General features: G+C 33.1%; 18 protein-coding genes. 12 read left to right on the top strand and 6 right to left on the bottom strand.

Features of this window, described 5'->3' with window-relative positions; all coding sequences use genetic code 11:
• The first annotated feature begins 16 nt into the window (after window positions 1-16).
• Both ACRHNM_RS02640 and ACRHNM_RS02635 read left to right on the top strand, forming a co-directional pair.
• Window positions 17-376 carry an arsenate reductase family protein gene (locus tag ACRHNM_RS02640; protein ID WP_431133367.1) on the top strand — a complete coding sequence of 120 codons (360 nt, stop codon included), beginning with the start codon at window positions 17-19 and terminating at the stop codon, window positions 374-376.
• Window positions 369-1,262: a DMT family transporter gene (locus ACRHNM_RS02635; protein ID WP_431133365.1), complete on the top strand. Its 894-nt coding sequence runs from the start codon at window positions 369-371 to the stop codon at window positions 1,260-1,262. Before ACRHNM_RS02640 ends, ACRHNM_RS02635 begins: the two co-directional genes overlap by 8 nt.
• Here ACRHNM_RS02635 and ACRHNM_RS02630 read toward each other — a convergent pair.
• Window positions 1,254-1,730, bottom strand: coding sequence for an acyl-CoA thioesterase (locus tag ACRHNM_RS02630; RefSeq protein WP_431133363.1), 477 nt, complete (start codon window positions 1,728-1,730; stop codon window positions 1,254-1,256). The genes ACRHNM_RS02635 and ACRHNM_RS02630 overlap by 9 nt on opposite strands.
• Before the next feature lie 106 nt (window positions 1,731-1,836).
• On the opposite strand from ACRHNM_RS02630, the gene ACRHNM_RS02625 reads away from it, so the two are divergent.
• From ACRHNM_RS02625 to nadD, 3 genes are read left to right on the top strand one after another with little or no spacing between them, the layout of a single operon-like run.
• Window positions 1,837-2,694, top strand: coding sequence for a YicC/YloC family endoribonuclease (locus ACRHNM_RS02625; RefSeq protein WP_431133362.1), 858 nt, complete (start codon window positions 1,837-1,839; stop codon window positions 2,692-2,694).
• A gap of 36 nt (window positions 2,695-2,730) precedes the next feature.
• Complete coding sequence (gmk, locus tag ACRHNM_RS02620; RefSeq protein WP_431133360.1) at window positions 2,731-3,321, top strand: guanylate kinase; 591 nt, start codon at window positions 2,731-2,733, stop codon at window positions 3,319-3,321.
• A 3-nt stretch (window positions 3,322-3,324) separates the two neighbouring features.
• On the top strand, window positions 3,325-3,903 hold the full coding sequence (gene nadD, locus ACRHNM_RS02615) for a nicotinate (nicotinamide) nucleotide adenylyltransferase (protein WP_431133358.1): 579 nt from the start codon (window positions 3,325-3,327) through the stop codon (window positions 3,901-3,903).
• A 1-nt stretch (window position 3,904) separates the two neighbouring features.
• On the opposite strand, the gene ACRHNM_RS02610 is transcribed toward nadD, so the two are convergent.
• From ACRHNM_RS02610 to ACRHNM_RS02600, 3 genes are all read right to left on the bottom strand, one after another.
• Window positions 3,905-4,264, bottom strand: a complete 360-nt coding sequence (locus ACRHNM_RS02610; protein ID WP_431133356.1) for a YraN family protein — start codon at window positions 4,262-4,264, stop codon at window positions 3,905-3,907.
• Window positions 4,265-4,278: 14 nt separating this feature from the next.
• On the bottom strand, window positions 4,279-5,118 hold the full coding sequence (locus ACRHNM_RS02605) for a winged helix-turn-helix domain-containing protein (RefSeq protein WP_431133354.1): 840 nt from the start codon (window positions 5,116-5,118) through the stop codon (window positions 4,279-4,281).
• A 134-nt stretch (window positions 5,119-5,252) separates the two neighbouring features.
• Window positions 5,253-6,263 carry a S66 peptidase family protein gene (locus ACRHNM_RS02600; RefSeq protein WP_431133352.1) on the bottom strand — a complete coding sequence of 337 codons (1,011 nt, stop codon included), beginning with the start codon at window positions 6,261-6,263 and terminating at the stop codon, window positions 5,253-5,255.
• 148 nt (window positions 6,264-6,411) lie between these two features.
• On the opposite strand from ACRHNM_RS02600, the gene metG reads away from it, so the two are divergent.
• The 6 genes from metG to ACRHNM_RS02570 all read left to right on the top strand — a co-directional run bounded on the left by metG (window position 6,412) and on the right by ACRHNM_RS02570 (window position 13,456).
• Entirely contained in the window at window positions 6,412-8,475 is a 2,064-nt protein-coding gene (gene metG / locus ACRHNM_RS02595; protein ID WP_431133350.1) for a methionine--tRNA ligase, read from the top strand.
• 93 nt (window positions 8,476-8,568) lie between these two features.
• Window positions 8,569-9,039 carry a lipocalin family protein gene (locus ACRHNM_RS02590; RefSeq protein WP_431133348.1) on the top strand — a complete coding sequence of 157 codons (471 nt, stop codon included), beginning with the start codon at window positions 8,569-8,571 and terminating at the stop codon, window positions 9,037-9,039.
• Window positions 9,040-9,044: 5 nt separating this feature from the next.
• Window positions 9,045-9,752, top strand: coding sequence for an OmpA family protein (locus ACRHNM_RS02585; protein WP_431133346.1), 708 nt, complete (start codon window positions 9,045-9,047; stop codon window positions 9,750-9,752).
• Between the two features lie 84 nt (window positions 9,753-9,836).
• On the top strand, window positions 9,837-11,957 hold the full coding sequence (locus ACRHNM_RS02580) for a Tex family protein (RefSeq protein ID WP_431133343.1): 2,121 nt from the start codon (window positions 9,837-9,839) through the stop codon (window positions 11,955-11,957).
• Complete coding sequence (locus ACRHNM_RS02575) at window positions 11,958-12,860, top strand: histone deacetylase family protein (RefSeq protein WP_431133339.1); 903 nt, start codon at window positions 11,958-11,960, stop codon at window positions 12,858-12,860.
• Between the two features lie 77 nt (window positions 12,861-12,937).
• Entirely contained in the window at window positions 12,938-13,456 is a 519-nt protein-coding gene (locus tag ACRHNM_RS02570) for a ferritin (protein ID WP_431133336.1), read from the top strand.
• Between the two features lie 116 nt (window positions 13,457-13,572).
• On the opposite strand, the gene ACRHNM_RS02565 is transcribed toward ACRHNM_RS02570, so the two are convergent.
• The gene (locus ACRHNM_RS02565; protein WP_431133334.1) at window positions 13,573-13,722 is read right to left on the bottom strand and encodes a hypothetical protein; all 150 of its coding nucleotides are present in this window, start codon (window positions 13,720-13,722) and stop codon (window positions 13,573-13,575) included.
• A gap of 165 nt (window positions 13,723-13,887) precedes the next feature.
• On the opposite strand from ACRHNM_RS02565, the gene ACRHNM_RS02560 reads away from it, so the two are divergent.
• Entirely contained in the window at window positions 13,888-14,322 is a 435-nt protein-coding gene (locus ACRHNM_RS02560) for a hypothetical protein (protein ID WP_431133332.1), read from the top strand.
• Window positions 14,323-14,393: 71 nt separating this feature from the next.
• Here ACRHNM_RS02560 and ACRHNM_RS02555 read toward each other — a convergent pair whose 3' ends face one another.
• Window positions 14,394-15,467 (bottom strand): endonuclease/exonuclease/phosphatase family protein, encoded by a 1,074-nt coding sequence (locus ACRHNM_RS02555; protein WP_431133330.1) that lies wholly within the window; start codon window positions 15,465-15,467, stop codon window positions 14,394-14,396.
• Between the last annotated feature and the right edge of the window lie 72 nt (window positions 15,468-15,539).

Below are 15,539 nucleotides of genomic sequence, written 5' to 3'. Positions count from 1 at the left end.
AGAGCATTTTACAACCATGAAAAAAGTGTATCATCTCAAAACCTGCAATACTTGTGACCGAATTATAAAAGGATTAGACTTCCCTAATGATTTCGTTTTTCAAGATATAAAATCTGAAGATATTACAGTAAAACAGATTGAGCAACTCGCTAAATTAGCAGGTAGTTATGAAGCCTTATTTAGTAAACGTGCCAAACTTTACAAAGAAATGGGATTAAAAGATCAAAACTTAAGTGAAGCTGATTATAAACACTACATTTTAGACCATTACACATTTTTAAAACGTCCTGTTATTGTTGTTGATGACCAAATATTTATTGGAAACAGTGCTAAAACTGTAGAGGCTGCAAAAGCTTTTATCCATGCCGATGAATAGTAGAAAATTTGCTCTCCTAGCCGTTTTTTTAGTTCAACTTTTATATGGACTAAATTACACTTATGCCAAGTCTGTTATTAATGAAGGCTTTGTTCAGTCTTTTGCATTTGTACTTTTAAGAGTTGTGGGAGCAACCATTCTATTCTGGCTTTTTAGCTTTTTTTTTAAAAAAGAGAAAATTGATAAAAAAGATTTTGTGACCATATTTTTTGCTGCACTTTTTGGTGTATGCATTAACATGCTTTTATTTTTAAAAGGTTTAGAGTTAACAACACCAATTCATGCTTCAGTAATTATGACAATTACTCCAGTAATCATATTGGTTTTATCTATTTTCTTTCTTGATGAAAAATTAACCAAATTAAAAGTTTTTGGGATTATTCTGGCGTTTTCCGGAGGTGTCTTACTTACCGCTTTAGGGAAATCTACAAGGGTTGGAGATAATGTAGCTTTGGGTAATTTATGCATTTTTATAAATGCTATTTCTTACAGTATCTATGTGATTATCATTAAAAGATTAACTGCCAAATACCATCCATTTACCTTTATAAAATGGCTGTTTTTATTTGGTGTTATTCTCACCTTACCTTTTGGATATCAAGAAACATTAGAAATTCAATGGCATACGTTTACACCTTACATCTGGTTTTCAGTGCTATTTGTTATTGTAGGAGCCACATTTGGAACCTATCTTTTAAATCCTCTTGCATTGCATTCTTTAAAAGCATCTACTGTTGGAACATTTATTTATTTACAACCTGTAATCGCTGGACTATTTGCCATCATAATGGGAGTTGATGCTGTAAGTCCTATTAAATTAGGAGCAATGATTCTCATTTTTTCAGGAGTGTATCTCGTTACTAAAAAACCCAAAGTCTTAGCTTAAATTTTTTGGGCTTTTTCCTGGTACTCTGGTGTCTTCCTTGGTTAAAAGTTTAAAGTGCTTTGTCTTCGGAAAAGCTTCAGATCGTTTTAATAAAAGTTCAGGTAAGACTGTTAATTTTCTTGAATTTAAATCTATCCAAGCACCTAACATATCACTTGACGCTAAGTGTCTTCCTTTATCATCATATAAATTGTGTTCAAACTTGAAAAACATACCATCTTCACTTAAGCCTGAAACTTCAACAGTAACCGTAATTGGTTTTCCTATAAAAGATTCTTTATAATAATACGTATGCTCATAAAACACCACTGGACCAATACTAAAACTTGATAGGTCTTTCATTGAAAAGCCATAAGTCATGAAAAATCCCATACGAGCATGGCTCATAAAATTTGTATAAGCTGAGTTTGCTAAATGACCATTAGCATCTATGTCACTCCATCGTATTTCAAATTCTTTTTTGTACATATTTTCACTTTTAAGTCTGCAAAGTTATCGTTTTTTATAAACCTAAACGATCCGCTTTAAAACGTTTTGATTTTCATTACCTTTGTGCAACTTTTTTAATTCGCATATGATACAATCAATGACTGGTTACGGAAAATCTGTAATTCAACTTCCAACCAAAAAAATATCCATAGAGGTAAAATCTCTAAACAGTAAAAATTTAGATCTTAATACAAGAATGCCTTCATTGTATCGTGAAAAAGAGCTAAGTATTAGAAAACTCATCGCTTCAAAGTTGGTAAGAGGTAAAGTTGATTTTTCATTATATATGGAAATTACTGGTGAAGAGACCTCAACACAAATCAACAAAACAGTTGTAAAACAATACATCAAACAGCTTAAAGATGTTGTAGATGGTGATGAAACCGAATTATTAAAAATAGCCATCCGTCTTCCAGATGCTGTCACTACCGAACGCGATGAAATTGATGAAGATGAATGGTCTCAAATTGCGGAAGAAATTGACAGTAGCTTAGAAAAAATACAACAATATAGAATTGATGAAGGCAAAAGTCTTGAAGATGAATTTATCACTCGTGTGCAAAATATTTCAGAGTTATTAGATGAGGTCATTGAAATGGATCCTGAACGTATTGATGGTGTTCGTGAGCGCCTTAACAAAGGGATTTCTGAAATTAAAGAAAAAGTTGACGAAAATCGTTTCGAGCAGGAACTCGTGTATTACATTGAAAAGTTTGATATCACTGAAGAAAAGGTACGATTAAAAAATCATTTAGACTACTTTCAAAAGGCATTAAAATCTGATGATTCCAATGGTAAAAAACTTGGTTTTATCTCTCAGGAAATGGGACGGGAAATCAATACGATTGGTTCAAAATCTAATTTTGCACCAATGCAAAAACTTGTGGTGCAAATGAAAGATGAGCTTGAAAAAATTAAGGAACAGTTATTGAACGTTCTCTAATTAGTTAGTGGGTAGTAAAATTAAAGCATACATTTAGTGTCAGAAATAAAGAATAAGAATAGAGGAAAGTTAATCGTGTTTTCAGCACCTTCTGGTTCTGGAAAAACCACAATTGTAAGACATTTACTCAAACAAAAGGAACTTAATCTGGAGTTTTCTATTTCAGCTACATCCAGAGAAAAACGTGGTGAGGAAATTCACGGTAAAGATTACTACTTTTTAGACATCAAAGACTTTAAAAACAGAATCAAAAATGATGAGTTTTTAGAATGGGAAGAAGTGTATCGCGATAATTTTTACGGAACTTTAAAAACTGAAATTGAACGTATATGGGGAAAAGGTAAAAATGTTATTTTTGATATTGATGTGTCTGGTGGATTAAGAATTAAGAAAAAATTTCCTGAAGAAACTTTAGCTGTTTTTGTAAAACCGCCAGATTTAAACGAACTGATTATCCGACTCAAAGAACGTGGTGAGGAAAGTCCTGAAAAAATCAGCATGCGTGTTGCAAAAGCACCTGCCGAACTAGCAACTGCACCATTATTTGATGAAATTGTTCTTAACAAAGATCTCGATAAAGCTTTGGATGATGCTTATAACCTTGTGTCAAATTTCATTAATTCATAATGTATGAAAATTGGATTGTATTTTGGAACGTTTAATCCAATTCATGTTGGGCATCTTACCATTGCAAACCATTTAGCAGAATACAGCGATTTAGATAAAATCTGGTTTGTAGTCACACCTCACAGTCCGTTTAAGAAGAAGAGTTCGTTGTTAGATAACCGTCAGCGTTATGAAATGGTATATCGTGCTACCGAAGATTATACCAAATTAGAGCCAAGTGATATTGAGTTTAGTTTACCGCAGCCCAATTACACCATTAATACACTTACATATTTGAAAGAAAAATATCCTGATTTTGAATTTGCACTCATTATGGGCGAAGATAATCTGAAGAGTTTTCACAAGTGGAAAAACTATGAACTTATTTTAGACAGTCATGATATTTATGTGTATCCAAGAATTTCTGAAGGTAAGATAGAAACACAGTTTGATAACCATAGTAAAATTCATAAAATTGACGCACCAATAATGGAACTATCTTCCACATTTATTAGAAAGTCTATTAAACGAGGTAAAAATGTAAGACCTATGCTTCCTGAACATGTTTGGGAGTATTTAGATGAAATGAATTTCTACAAGTAATTCAAAAGTGGTAATACGCATTTTCTAAATGTTCAATATCAAATTGATTTCCGTGTTTCACAATAGCAATAATATCAAAACGAACCTCAACATCTAACCGATTGGATGTTATATAATTATCGACCGCTTTTACAATTCTTTGAATTTGCTTCGGCTTTAAGAAGTCTTGCGGATTTCCAAAAACATTAGTAGAGCGTGTTTTTACCTCAACAATAGCAAGCACATCTTTCTTTTGAGCAATAATATCAACTTCTGCTTTTTGAAATGTATAGTTACGTTCAAAAATTTTGTAACCATTCTTCAGTAGAAATGCAACTGCTAAATCTTCTCCTTTCTTTCCTAAGTCGTTATGATTTGCCATACCATGTCTTCATTTTATATCTTGGAAACTTCCAATTTATAACCAACGCCATGAACATTCGTGATTTTTATTGATGAATCCTCTTTTAATTTTTTTCTCAATTTTGATATATACGTGTCTAAACTTCGACCTACAAAAACACCATGATCTTCCCAAACTCGTTTTGACAATTCATCTCTTTTAACAACATCATTAAGGTTATCACATAAAATCTCAAGCAGTTCACATTCCTTTTTTGATAACGCTATTTCCTTTTCTACATAAAGCAATTTACTTTGGTCTTTATCAAATTTATAATTTCCAATCTTATAATATATAGAATCAACTTGGGTTGTAGTTGTTTTCATTTTTTGGTTGTATAGAAACCCTAAAATCATAAGCAGTGGAATAATTAACCAAAGATAAATAAGTGAAGACTGTTTTTTATTTGTTTTAAATCCGATTTGAATGGTATAGCAATGAAGTGGCAAAATTCTTCCAGCACAAGGTATAATACGTTCTTCTTCTTTATATTTCATCTCATAACTATAAGCGACTTCTTTATCATTACATCGAATGACCTCAACAAGATAATGCTCAGGCAGTTGAGCTTTATTAATGCTCTCCTTTATAAAAAAGACAAGGCTATCGGGTTCTATAGAAAGTTTATTTTGAAAAGATAACGCATACTTTTCGGAATCGACTTTAATTACAGGTAAAATTAAAGATGTAGAATCCTTATGAGACAATAGCAGACGGTTTCCAATATCTCTTAGTGCAATCTTGGCGATTTCAGAATGTGAATCGTCTTTCTTACATGACGAATAAGCAAAGAGTATTGAAATCGTTAAAACTATATAAGCGTATCTTTTCATAAACACTACAAATAAATAGTAAATATGAGTGATATAGAACCTGTTCACATTTATTTTACACTTTTTTGACACTTTATTTTAGCCTTGGAGATCTTTTGTGCAGCAAGAAAATGAATACAAACCAAAAAGACTTTTTATTCGAATACTAATGTTGATTTACCTTTCTCCACCTTTAACTGAATCATTCTTCCTAAAACCATAGCTCGATTGTCGTCTTCATGACCTGCTGGCATGTTGAATGCAACAGGAAAATCATAATCTGCTAAAGCATCTAAAATGAGTTGTTCAACAGAAGTTCCCCAAAGCGTGGTGTTTTTTCTGAGTTTGGTCATATCACCAACAAGCACACCTTTACAATGTTCAAAATAACCTGCTCGCTTTAAACTTTGAAGCATCCTGTCAATATGGTATTTGTACTCACCTATTTCTTCAATAAACAAGATTTTTCCTGTCATATCGATACTGGTTTTAGACCCTAACATGGTATGAAGCATGGTTAGATTTCCACCTACTAATGGTCCATTTGCAACTCCTATTCTATTATAATCTGAACCCTCTAAAACATAGTTCACTGGATTTCCAAAAATAGTCGATTTAAATGTCGCTATCGTTTCTTTGATCTCATCTAAATCCTCAGTCAGGCTAACACACATTAATGCATGAATAGATTGATAACCTTCATTATGAATTTGATTATGCAAGGCTGTAATATCACTGTAACCAATAATCCATTTCGGATGTGCTTTGAATTTTGTGTAATCTAATTTATCCAAAATCCTAACAGTTCCGTAACCGCCTCTTGCACACCATATTGCTCTAATTTTCGGATCGTCTAATGCATTTTGAAAATCCTCACAACGCTCATCATCAGTTCCTGCAAAATGATTTGTCTGATTAAACACATGTTTACCAACAACAACATTCAAATCCCAACTTTTCAATAAAGCCACAGCTTGTTCTACTTCATCGGTTCTGTTTTTTAATATTCCAGCAGGCGCAACAATCGCTACAGTATCTCCAGTTTTTAAATAAGGTGGTTGTATCAAAGCAGTTTGGTTTTGTTGAATAGATACATCTTGAGCATGGCTATTTCCGAAGAAAAAAAGCACACAAGCCAAGAGTAAAAAATAATGAATTTTAGACATATTGTAAATGTACATTTTTTTTCTAAATCGCCTTCAAAATGTGTACTTTTGTGCCTTATTAAAACGAATACATTTGTCTTTGAGAACGAAGTGAAGAATCTGATTAAAATCGCTTCAGCTTCACTTAATTGTACACAATAAAAAAAATATGAATACTCCAAAACGATATACAATAACTGCGGCATTACCATATACTAATGGTCCGATTCATATTGGTCATTTAGCTGGTGTTTATGTGCCAGCTGATATTTACGCACGCTACAAACGTTTAACTGGAAATGATGTCGCTTTCATTTGTGGAAGTGATGAACATGGCGTACCAATTACCATTAAAGCAAAAAAGGAAGGTGTTTCGCCTCAAGATATCGTAGATAAATACCATACGATTATAAAAAAATCGTTTGAAGACTTCGGAATTACATTCGATAACTATTCACGTACATCTGCTAAAATTCATCATGATACAGCCTCTGAGTTTTTTAAAACTTTATATGATAAACACGAGTTTGTCGAGGAAGTTACTGAACAGTTGTATGATGAGGAAGCCAATCAGTTTTTAGCAGACAGATTCGTTACAGGAACTTGTCCAAAATGCGGAAATGAAGAGGCTTATGGCGATCAATGTGAAAGTTGTGGATCGAGTTTAAATGCAACTGACTTAATCAATCCTAAGTCAGCCATAACCGGAAATGCTCCAACGTTAAAAGAAACTAAACACTGGTTTTTACCTTTAAATAAACATGAAGACTTTTTAAGAGAATGGATTTTAAAAGGTCATAAAAAAGACTGGAAGCCTAATGTTTACGGACAAGTAAAATCGTGGATTGATGATGGTTTGCGTCCAAGAGCTGTGACCAGAGATTTAGATTGGGGAATTTCAGTTCCTGTTCCAGGAGGTGAAGGCAAAGTACTTTACGTTTGGTTTGATGCGCCTATTGGTTATATTTCTTCCACTAAAGAATGGGCTGCTAGAGAAGGAAAAGACTGGAAACCTTACTGGAAAGATAAAGACACAAAATTAATTCACTTTATCGGAAAAGATAATATTGTATTTCACTGTATTATTTTTCCAGCAATGCTGAAAGCTGAAGGGTCTTATATTTTACCAGACAATGTACCAGCTAATGAATTTTTAAATCTTGAAGGAAAGAAATTATCAACGTCTAAAAACTGGGCTGTTTGGTTGCCAGATTATTTGGAAGATTTTCCAAACCAGCAAGATGTATTGCGTTATGCGCTCACTGCCAATGCTCCAGAGAGCAAGGATAACGATTTCACCTGGAAAGATTTTCAGGCGAGAAACAATAATGAATTGGTGGCTATCTTCGGAAACTTTATCAATCGTGTGGTGGTTTTAACCAACAAATATTATGATGGTATCGTTCCTGAAGTTTCAGAGTTCTCAGACGTTGATTCTGAAACTTTAGCTGCTGTAAAAGCGTATCCTTCTGTGATTGAAAGTTCAATTGAACGTTACCGATTTAGGGAAGCAAGTCAGGAATTAATGAATTTGGCTCGTTTAGGAAATAAATATCTCGCTGACGAAGAGCCATGGAAATTGGTAAAAACTGATGAAGTTCGCACCAAAACCATCATGTATGTGGCATTACAAATCGCGAGTGCGTTAGCGACATTAAGTGAACCTTTTTTACCTTTTACTTCTGAAAAACTAAAAGGAATTCTTTGTCATTCTGCACTTGATACAGAAACCACATGGGCTGATATTTCAACAAAAAACATGCTAATTCCATCTGGACATAAAATTGGTAAAGGTGAATTATTATTCTCGAAAATTGAAGATAAAACCATTCAGGAACAACTCGATAAATTAGAAGCCAGCAAAAAAGCTAATGATGCTGCTAATAAAGCAATTGAACCTCAAAAGGAGACCATCTCTTTTGATGATTTTACCAAACTTGATTTGCGCGTTGGAAAAATTTTAGAAGCTGAAAAAATGCCAAAAGCAAAAAAGCTGCTGGTTCTAAAAGTCGATACAGGCATTGACGTAAGAACCATTGTATCTGGTATTGCTGAAAGCTTTACAGCTGAAGAAGTTGTTGGAAAACAAGTGACTGTTTTAGTGAATCTAGCACCAAGAGCTTTAAGAGGTGTGGACAGTGAAGGTATGATTTTAATGACTGAAACTCCAGAAGGTAAACTGGTATTTGTCAACCCAGATACTACTGTTAATAGTGGATTGCAGATAAGCTAATAACGCTCTAAAATTTCGGTCTAAGTCAATAATTAAATCTTTTGTATCAATTACATTTAAGGCGGTTTCATAATTTTGAAGAAATTCGAGATTATGAAAAACCTTATAGTAATAGCATTAGCAATTTGTTTAGTGTCTTGCGGATCTTCAAAAACTGTAAGAGCATCTAAAAAAGTAATTAAAGGCAATTGGAGCTTAAGTTCTGTAGACTACAGCAAAACGGGTTCTTATAACGTCACACTATTTAACGATACTTCTAAAGATTGTTTTATAAACAGTACGTGGGAATTTATTCCAAATAACAACACAGGAACTTATTCAATAACAAATAGCAATTGTAATACAAGCACACGTCATTTTGTATTCACTATTCAGGAAGTTGATGAAGACACAGGGCTTTATGATTTTTTATTAAAGCCTACAAATGACAAAAATAAATCTGAAAGTAATCAAGGCTTTCGGTTAAAATTAACAACATTATCAGATACCCAAATGCAATGGCAACAAACTGTCAATGTTGATGGTTCGCCCTTTCTAATTAACATGAACTTTATAAAACTATAAACATTATGAAAACAGTATTAAATAAAATAGGAATTGGTGTCTTTACACTATTACTAGCTTTTAGTCTAGTAAACTGTAAAGCCACTAAAAATGCAAATAACAAACAAAAAGGTGCTGTTATTGGTGCTGCTGGTGGAGCCGTTTTAGGAGCTATTATTGGTAACAATGTAGGCAAAGGCGGAAACGGAGAGCTTGGAGCTGTTATTGGAGGTGTTGTTGGTGGTGGTGCAGGAATTCTTATTGGTAACAAAATGGACAAACAGGCTCAAAAAATTGAAGAAGAAATTCCTGGAGCCACAGTAGAACGTGTAGATGATGGAATTGTTGTAACATTTGACGAGAACAGTGGTGTTTATTTTGACACTAATAAATACAACATCAATAATGCGTCTCAGGAAACATTAAATAAACTGGCAAATGTATTTGTAGAGTTTCCAGACACAAACATTCTTGTCGTTGGTCATACAGATAATGTTGGTGCCGAAGATTACAACATGACTTTATCTAAAAACAGAGCCTATGCAGTGACCAATTACCTTGTTGGTAAAGGGTTGAATAGTGGCAGATTTACAACCAATTGGTTTGGTGAATCACAACCTATGCATGACAATTCAACAGCAGAAGGTAGAGCTAAAAACAGACGTGTAAATGTTGCTATTTTACCTAATGAACAAATGGTTCAAGAAGCGAAACAACAAGCTGGACAAAACTAAAAAATTATTTAGAAATCATTCGACAATTTCAGTTGAGTTAAATATATTACAGACCTTATACAAAATATGTATAAGGTCTTTTTTATGATAGCATATATACAACAAAACACAAAACTCCCAAAAGACAGTATTACAAATACAGTTCATCTACTGAATCAAGACTGCACCATTCCGTTCATCTCCAGATACCGAAAAGAAGCCACTGGTAATTTAGATGAAGTTCAAATTGGTGATATTGTAAAATTTAAAGCCCTTTTCGAAGCTCTAGACAAACGAAAAACTACCATTCTAAAAGCTTTAGAAGAGCAAGATGTATTGACGTCAGAATTGAACGCAAAAGTAAATGCTTGTATCGATAGTACAACTCTTGAAGACTTATACCTTCCTTATAAAAAAAGCAAAAAAACCAAAGCCGAAACAGCTCGTAAAAATGGATTGGAACCTTTAGCGAAAATCATCATGAGCCAAAATGCAAACGACATTGCATCCATTGCATTAAAATTCGTAAAAAAGGATATTGAAACACCTGAAGAAGCTTTAGAAGGCGCGCGACATATTATTGCGGAATGGATTAACGAACGTATAGATATTAGAAATAATCTTCGACATCAGTTTGAGCGTTATGCTAAGATTTCAACAAAAGTTGTGAAAACTAAAAAAGAGGATGAAAACGCACAAAAATTTAGAGATTATTTTGAATGGGAAGAAGCATTGAGTCGAATTCCATCACACCGATTACTAGCCATTTTAAGAGCAGAAAACGAAGGTTTTATAAGAGTAAAAATCGAAATTGATAATGAGCGAGCTCTAAATCATATTGAACATAGAATCCTTAAAAGTCAAAATGCTTGTACTGAACAAATTGAACTCGCTATTTCTGATGCTTATAAACGTTTGTTATTTCCATCCTTAAGTAAGGAAGCGCTTCAAAAAGCTAAAGACAAGGCTGATGACGCAGCCATTTTGATTTTTGCAAAAAACCTAAAACAATTATTGCTTGGTTCACCTTTGGGAGAAAAACGTGTTTTAGCTATAGATCCAGGAATTAGAACAGGTTGTAAGGTGGTTTGTTTAGATGAAAAAGGGGATTTAAAACACAATGAAACCATTTATCCGCATCCTCCAAAAAATGATCAGAATGGAGCTATAAAAAAGATTAGCTTTTTAACTGAAGCACATCAGATTGAAGCCATTGCCATTGGAAACGGAACAGCTTCACGTGAAACTGAAGCCTTGATTAGAAGAATTAGGTTTAAAAAAGATGTTCAGGTTTTTGTCGTTAGTGAAGCTGGAGCAAGTATTTATTCGGCATCAAAAATTGCTCGTGACGAATTTCCTAATTATGATGTAACGGTTAGAGGTTCTGTATCCATCGGAAGGCGATTACAAGACCCTTTAGCCGAATTGGTAAAAATTGATGCCAAATCTATTGGTGTCGGTCAATACCAACACGATGTAGACCAGACTAAACTCAAAAAGGAATTAGATGTTGTGGTTGAAAATTGTGTGAATTCGGTTGGTGTTAATATCAACACAGCAAGTCACAGTTTATTGAGTTATGTTTCAGGTATCGGTCCTAAATTAGCTGAAAACATTGTCAACTATAGAAGTAAGAACGGTTCATTTACAACAAGAAACGACATAAAAAAAGTACCACGTTTAGGCGATAAGGCTTTTGAGCAAGGCGCTGGTTTTTTGAGAATAAAAGAGGGTAGAAATCCGCTAGATGATTCTGCAGTGCATCCAGAAAGCTATGCTATCGTTAAAAAAATGGCAAAAGATGAAGGTGTAGCTCTTTCAGAATTAATTGGAAACAAAACCATTCTTCAAAAAATCAATCTAAACAACTATTGTACAGATACTATTGGGTTATTAACACTCAAAGACATTATAAAAGAACTTGAAAAACCTGGCTTAGACATACGTGAACAAGCCAAAGTATTTACATTCAATCAAACACTAAAAACTATAAACGATTTAAGAGAAGGTCAGTTATTACCAGGAATCGTCAACAATATTACTGCATTTGGTTGTTTTGTTGACATTGGAATTAAAGAAAGCGGATTAATCCATGTGTCTAATTTATCTGATGGTTTTGTAAAAGATGTAAATGAACACGTGCATCTGCATGAACAAATAGTTGTAAAAGTTTTGGATGTTGATATCCCAAGAAAACGGATTCAATTAAAATTGCATAAACTCTAAATGCTAAAAATAGCATATCATTCTGTTTACAAACACTCTTTACCAGAAGGGCATCGGTTTCCCATGCTCAAATATGAGTTATTGCCTGAGCAACTAATTTATGAAGGAACATGTTCGCAGGATCATTTTTTTAAACCTAAAATTCCACTTGACGAACATATTCTGAGAGTACACACGGAAACTTATGTTCAGGATTTAAAACAATTAACCTTAAACAAAAGAGCTGCTAGAAAAATTGGTTTTCCGTTAAGTCATGCTTTAATTGAACGTGAAGTCATCATTGCAGATGGCACTATAAAGGCCAGTGAGTTTGCTTTGCAACATGGTATCGCTATGAACATTGCTGGTGGCACTCACCACGCCTATACAAATCGTGGTGAAGCTTTTTGTTTGTTGAATGATCAGGCTATTGGTGCACGATACCTTCAACATAAAAAATTAGCTGATAAAATTTTAATAGTAGATCTTGATGTACATCAAGGCAATGGTACTGCTGAAATTTTTGAAAAAGACACATCTGTATTTACATTCTCTATGCATGGTAAAACTAATTATCCGTTCAAAAAGGAAATAAGTGATTTAGATATTGCTTTAGAAAATAATACCGATGACGACACATATTTAAACACACTTTACAAGATACTGCCTAAATTAATTCAACAAGAACAGCCTGATTTTATATACTATCTATCTGGTGTTGATGTAATTGCCACTGACAAACTTGGTAAATTAGGCATGACTGTTGAAGGTTGTAAAGCTCGTGATTGTTTTGTTTTAGAAATATGTAAACATCACAACATTCCTGTGATGTGCAGTATGGGAGGAGGTTATAGTCCTGATATTAAAACCATTGTTGAAGCACATGCTAATACCTTCAGATTGGCACAGAACATTTTCTTTTAAAAGAGATTTAATTCAAATACGCCTCTACCATTTTATTTATCTGTTTATCTGCTTATCTTTGTTTAAAACAAGACGTTATGTTATCAAAAACTATTGAAACTGCATTAAACAAACAAATACGAATAGAAGCAGAATCCTCTCAAGTGTATTTAGCAATGGCTATTTGGGCAGAAATAAAAGGCTTAGAAGGAATCTCTAATTTCATGTATGACCAATCTAATGAAGAACGAGAGCACATGCTTAAACTAGTCAAGTTTGTAAATGAACGTGGTGGACACGCACATATTTCAGAATTAAAAGCACCAAATATCACCTTTAAATCGTTTAAAGAAATGTTTCAAAAATTGTTAGCACATGAAATCTTTGTTTCTGAAAGCATTAATGATTTAGTTCATATTTCTTTGGAAAACAGAGACTATGCGACCCATAATTTCTTACAATGGTATGTTTCTGAACAAATTGAAGAAGAAGCTACCGCCAGAACCATATTAGATAAGGTAAATATGATTGGTGATGATAAAGGTGGCTTATACTTATTTGATAGAGATATTCAACAATTAACTGTTAATTCAGCGGCACAGGAATCTGGAGTTTAATTGTTAAAATTTATTTAGATTTAATTTAAATAATTATTTTTGCACTATTGATTATCAGCAAATTCGATGGGTAAAAAGAAAAAGAAAAAACTCAAGAAAGAACATGTGAAAGTTCTTCAGTCTTCTGGGTTTAATACTTCAGGTAAAGTAAAATCTAAGTGCTGTAAGAAATTCAAAAAATCTGAATTTAAACGCTGTGAAAAATGCCCATGTTTTGATTTAATTGAAAAAGTGGCATGATTAAGAGGTTTTTTGAATTCTTTCATTGTTCAAAATTTATTTTTGTATCATACCACTCATTAAATTTTAAAGCTTTTTTTCTTAATTTCCTGTCCTCTCATCATCCTTGCTCATTCTTATTTTTTTGATACCTGCATACCTGTCTATTTATAATCATTACATTTGTAATATTAACTTTTCAAATCAAAATTATGTACAGTACTCTTCAAATGATTCATTCTTATTGGGCTTATTTAGTTTTAACCATGATTATTGTAGCCAGTTTTAATGCGCTAGCAAAATATTTTGGCGGAAAGGAATTTCATGCGATAGACTTTAGAATAGCGTTATTCACTCTTATTGTATCACATATTCAATTATTAATCGGTTTGATACTCTATTTTGTATCTCCTTTTGGAATTAAAAACATTAGTGCTAATGGAATGGGAGGTTTAGACTCATTTGGTAGATTATTAGCTGTAGAGCATCCATTTGTTGGAATACTTGCTGTTGCATTTATAACCATAGGCTATTCAAAACATAAAAAGAAACTCACTTCAAAACCTAAATTCAAAGCACTTTCTATTTTTTATACGCTAGGTTTGGTATTGGTATTATCCAGAATTCCTTGGTCAAACTGGTTTTAATCTAAAAATTAACTACAAAAAAAGGAGCAAAGTTGAAATTTGCTCCTTTTTTTGTAACATACTAATTAATCTTATTGTTCTTCAACTTCTCTAATGATATAGACATATACCGGAAAGTGGTCACTAAACCCATCTGTAAATCCGCCATCAGCAAAACTTCGTAATGGATAACCTTTCCATCGTCCTCTAGGATTCGTAAGATATACCTTATTATAAATTCCAGATTTATAGAATCTAAAAGAAGAATAGTCATCCTTTTCAATAAGTGGTTTCGTAAACATGATTTGATCAAACAAACTCCATGCATCTCTGTAAGCAGTTGTTCCAAAACCATCTTTTCTAAACATGTCTTCATAAGGATTATAAATGCCTTTCAAACCAACATCTTCTTTATCGCCTTTGGCCTTTAAAACTTTTTTAACGCTATCGTTAGTTGGATCGTCATTTAAATCTCCCATGATAAAAATCTTAGCATAAGGATCTATAGATTGTAAAGAGTCTGTAAGTCGTTTAGTTACCGTTGCTGCCGCGACACGATTTGGTCTGCTTTTAGCTTCACCTCCACTTCTAGATGGCCAGTGATTTACAACCACATGAATAAGTTCTCCATCTAGTTCTCCAGAAACAAGTAATTGATCTCTTGTTTCTTTACGTTCACGAGTTTTATTATCGTAGATTTTGACCTCATGAGAACTATGACTTATCGGTCTGAATAATTTCTTTTGATATAATAAAGCGACATCAATACCTCTCACATCAGGAGATTCGTAATGAATAATACCATAATCTCTCCCAACTAACAAAAGATCATTTACCACATCAACCAAAACTTGTCGGTTTTCAACCTCACAAACTCCAATGATTGCAGGAGAATTTCCAGTAATATCAGCACCAATATCAGCAATAACTCTAGCCATATTATGTACTTTTTTGAGATAGACTTCTTCTCTGTTAGTGTTCATTTCCATAATTGGACTTCTCTCGTCAAATTTGGTAGTGTCGTTTATGGTATCAAATAAATTCTCTAAGTTGTAAAATGCAACTGTATGAATTTTAAAGCGTTTTTCTTTTTTTTCTTCTTGTGAAAACCCACTTATTGTGAATAAAAAGCACAAAAATACTAAAGGAAAATGTTGTAATTTCATAGTGTAAATATTATGTTATTGTTATATCTAATCAAAACTTGCGCCAAAAGTATGTATTTATTATAAATAATG

It is taken from the genome of Psychroserpens mesophilus (assembly GCF_050617655.1).
GTDB classification, from domain to species: Bacteria; Bacteroidota; Bacteroidia; order Flavobacteriales; family Flavobacteriaceae; genus Psychroserpens; species Psychroserpens mesophilus_A.
Note: the sequence above shows the minus strand (reverse complement) of the source record. Positions and strands in the feature narration are given on the sequence as shown.

Bases quoted from the DNA above. Each gene is read 5' to 3' on its own strand.
- ACRHNM_RS02555 (WP_431133330.1), bottom strand. From the start codon at position 15,467: ATGAAATTACAACATTTTCCTTTAGTATTTTTGTGCTTTTTATTCACA.
- ACRHNM_RS02580 (WP_431133343.1), top strand. From the start codon at position 9,837: ATGATAGCATATATACAACAAAACACAAAACTCCCAAAAGACAGTATT.
- ACRHNM_RS02605 (WP_431133354.1), bottom strand. From the start codon at position 5,118: ATGAAAAGATACGCTTATATAGTTTTAACGATTTCAATACTCTTTGCT.
- ACRHNM_RS02600 (WP_431133352.1), bottom strand. From the start codon at position 6,263: ATGTCTAAAATTCATTATTTTTTACTCTTGGCTTGTGTGCTTTTTTTC.
- ACRHNM_RS02590 (WP_431133348.1), top strand. From the start codon at position 8,569: ATGAAAAACCTTATAGTAATAGCATTAGCAATTTGTTTAGTGTCTTGC.
- nadD (WP_431133358.1), top strand. From the start codon at position 3,325: ATGAAAATTGGATTGTATTTTGGAACGTTTAATCCAATTCATGTTGGG.
- ACRHNM_RS02575 (WP_431133339.1), top strand. From the start codon at position 11,958: ATGCTAAAAATAGCATATCATTCTGTTTACAAACACTCTTTACCAGAA.
- ACRHNM_RS02640 (WP_431133367.1), top strand. From the start codon at position 17: ATGAAAAAAGTGTATCATCTCAAAACCTGCAATACTTGTGACCGAATT.
- ACRHNM_RS02570 (WP_431133336.1), top strand. From the start codon at position 12,938: ATGTTATCAAAAACTATTGAAACTGCATTAAACAAACAAATACGAATA.
- ACRHNM_RS02630 (WP_431133363.1), bottom strand. From the start codon at position 1,730: ATGTACAAAAAAGAATTTGAAATACGATGGAGTGACATAGATGCTAAT.
- ACRHNM_RS02635 (WP_431133365.1), top strand. From the start codon at position 369: ATGAATAGTAGAAAATTTGCTCTCCTAGCCGTTTTTTTAGTTCAACTT.
- ACRHNM_RS02560 (WP_431133332.1), top strand. From the start codon at position 13,888: ATGTACAGTACTCTTCAAATGATTCATTCTTATTGGGCTTATTTAGTT.
- ACRHNM_RS02565 (WP_431133334.1), bottom strand. From the start codon at position 13,722: ATGAAAGAATTCAAAAAACCTCTTAATCATGCCACTTTTTCAATTAAA.
- ACRHNM_RS02585 (WP_431133346.1), top strand. From the start codon at position 9,045: ATGAAAACAGTATTAAATAAAATAGGAATTGGTGTCTTTACACTATTA.
- ACRHNM_RS02610 (WP_431133356.1), bottom strand. From the start codon at position 4,264: ATGGCAAATCATAACGACTTAGGAAAGAAAGGAGAAGATTTAGCAGTT.
- metG (WP_431133350.1), top strand. From the start codon at position 6,412: ATGAATACTCCAAAACGATATACAATAACTGCGGCATTACCATATACT.
- ACRHNM_RS02625 (WP_431133362.1), top strand. From the start codon at position 1,837: ATGATACAATCAATGACTGGTTACGGAAAATCTGTAATTCAACTTCCA.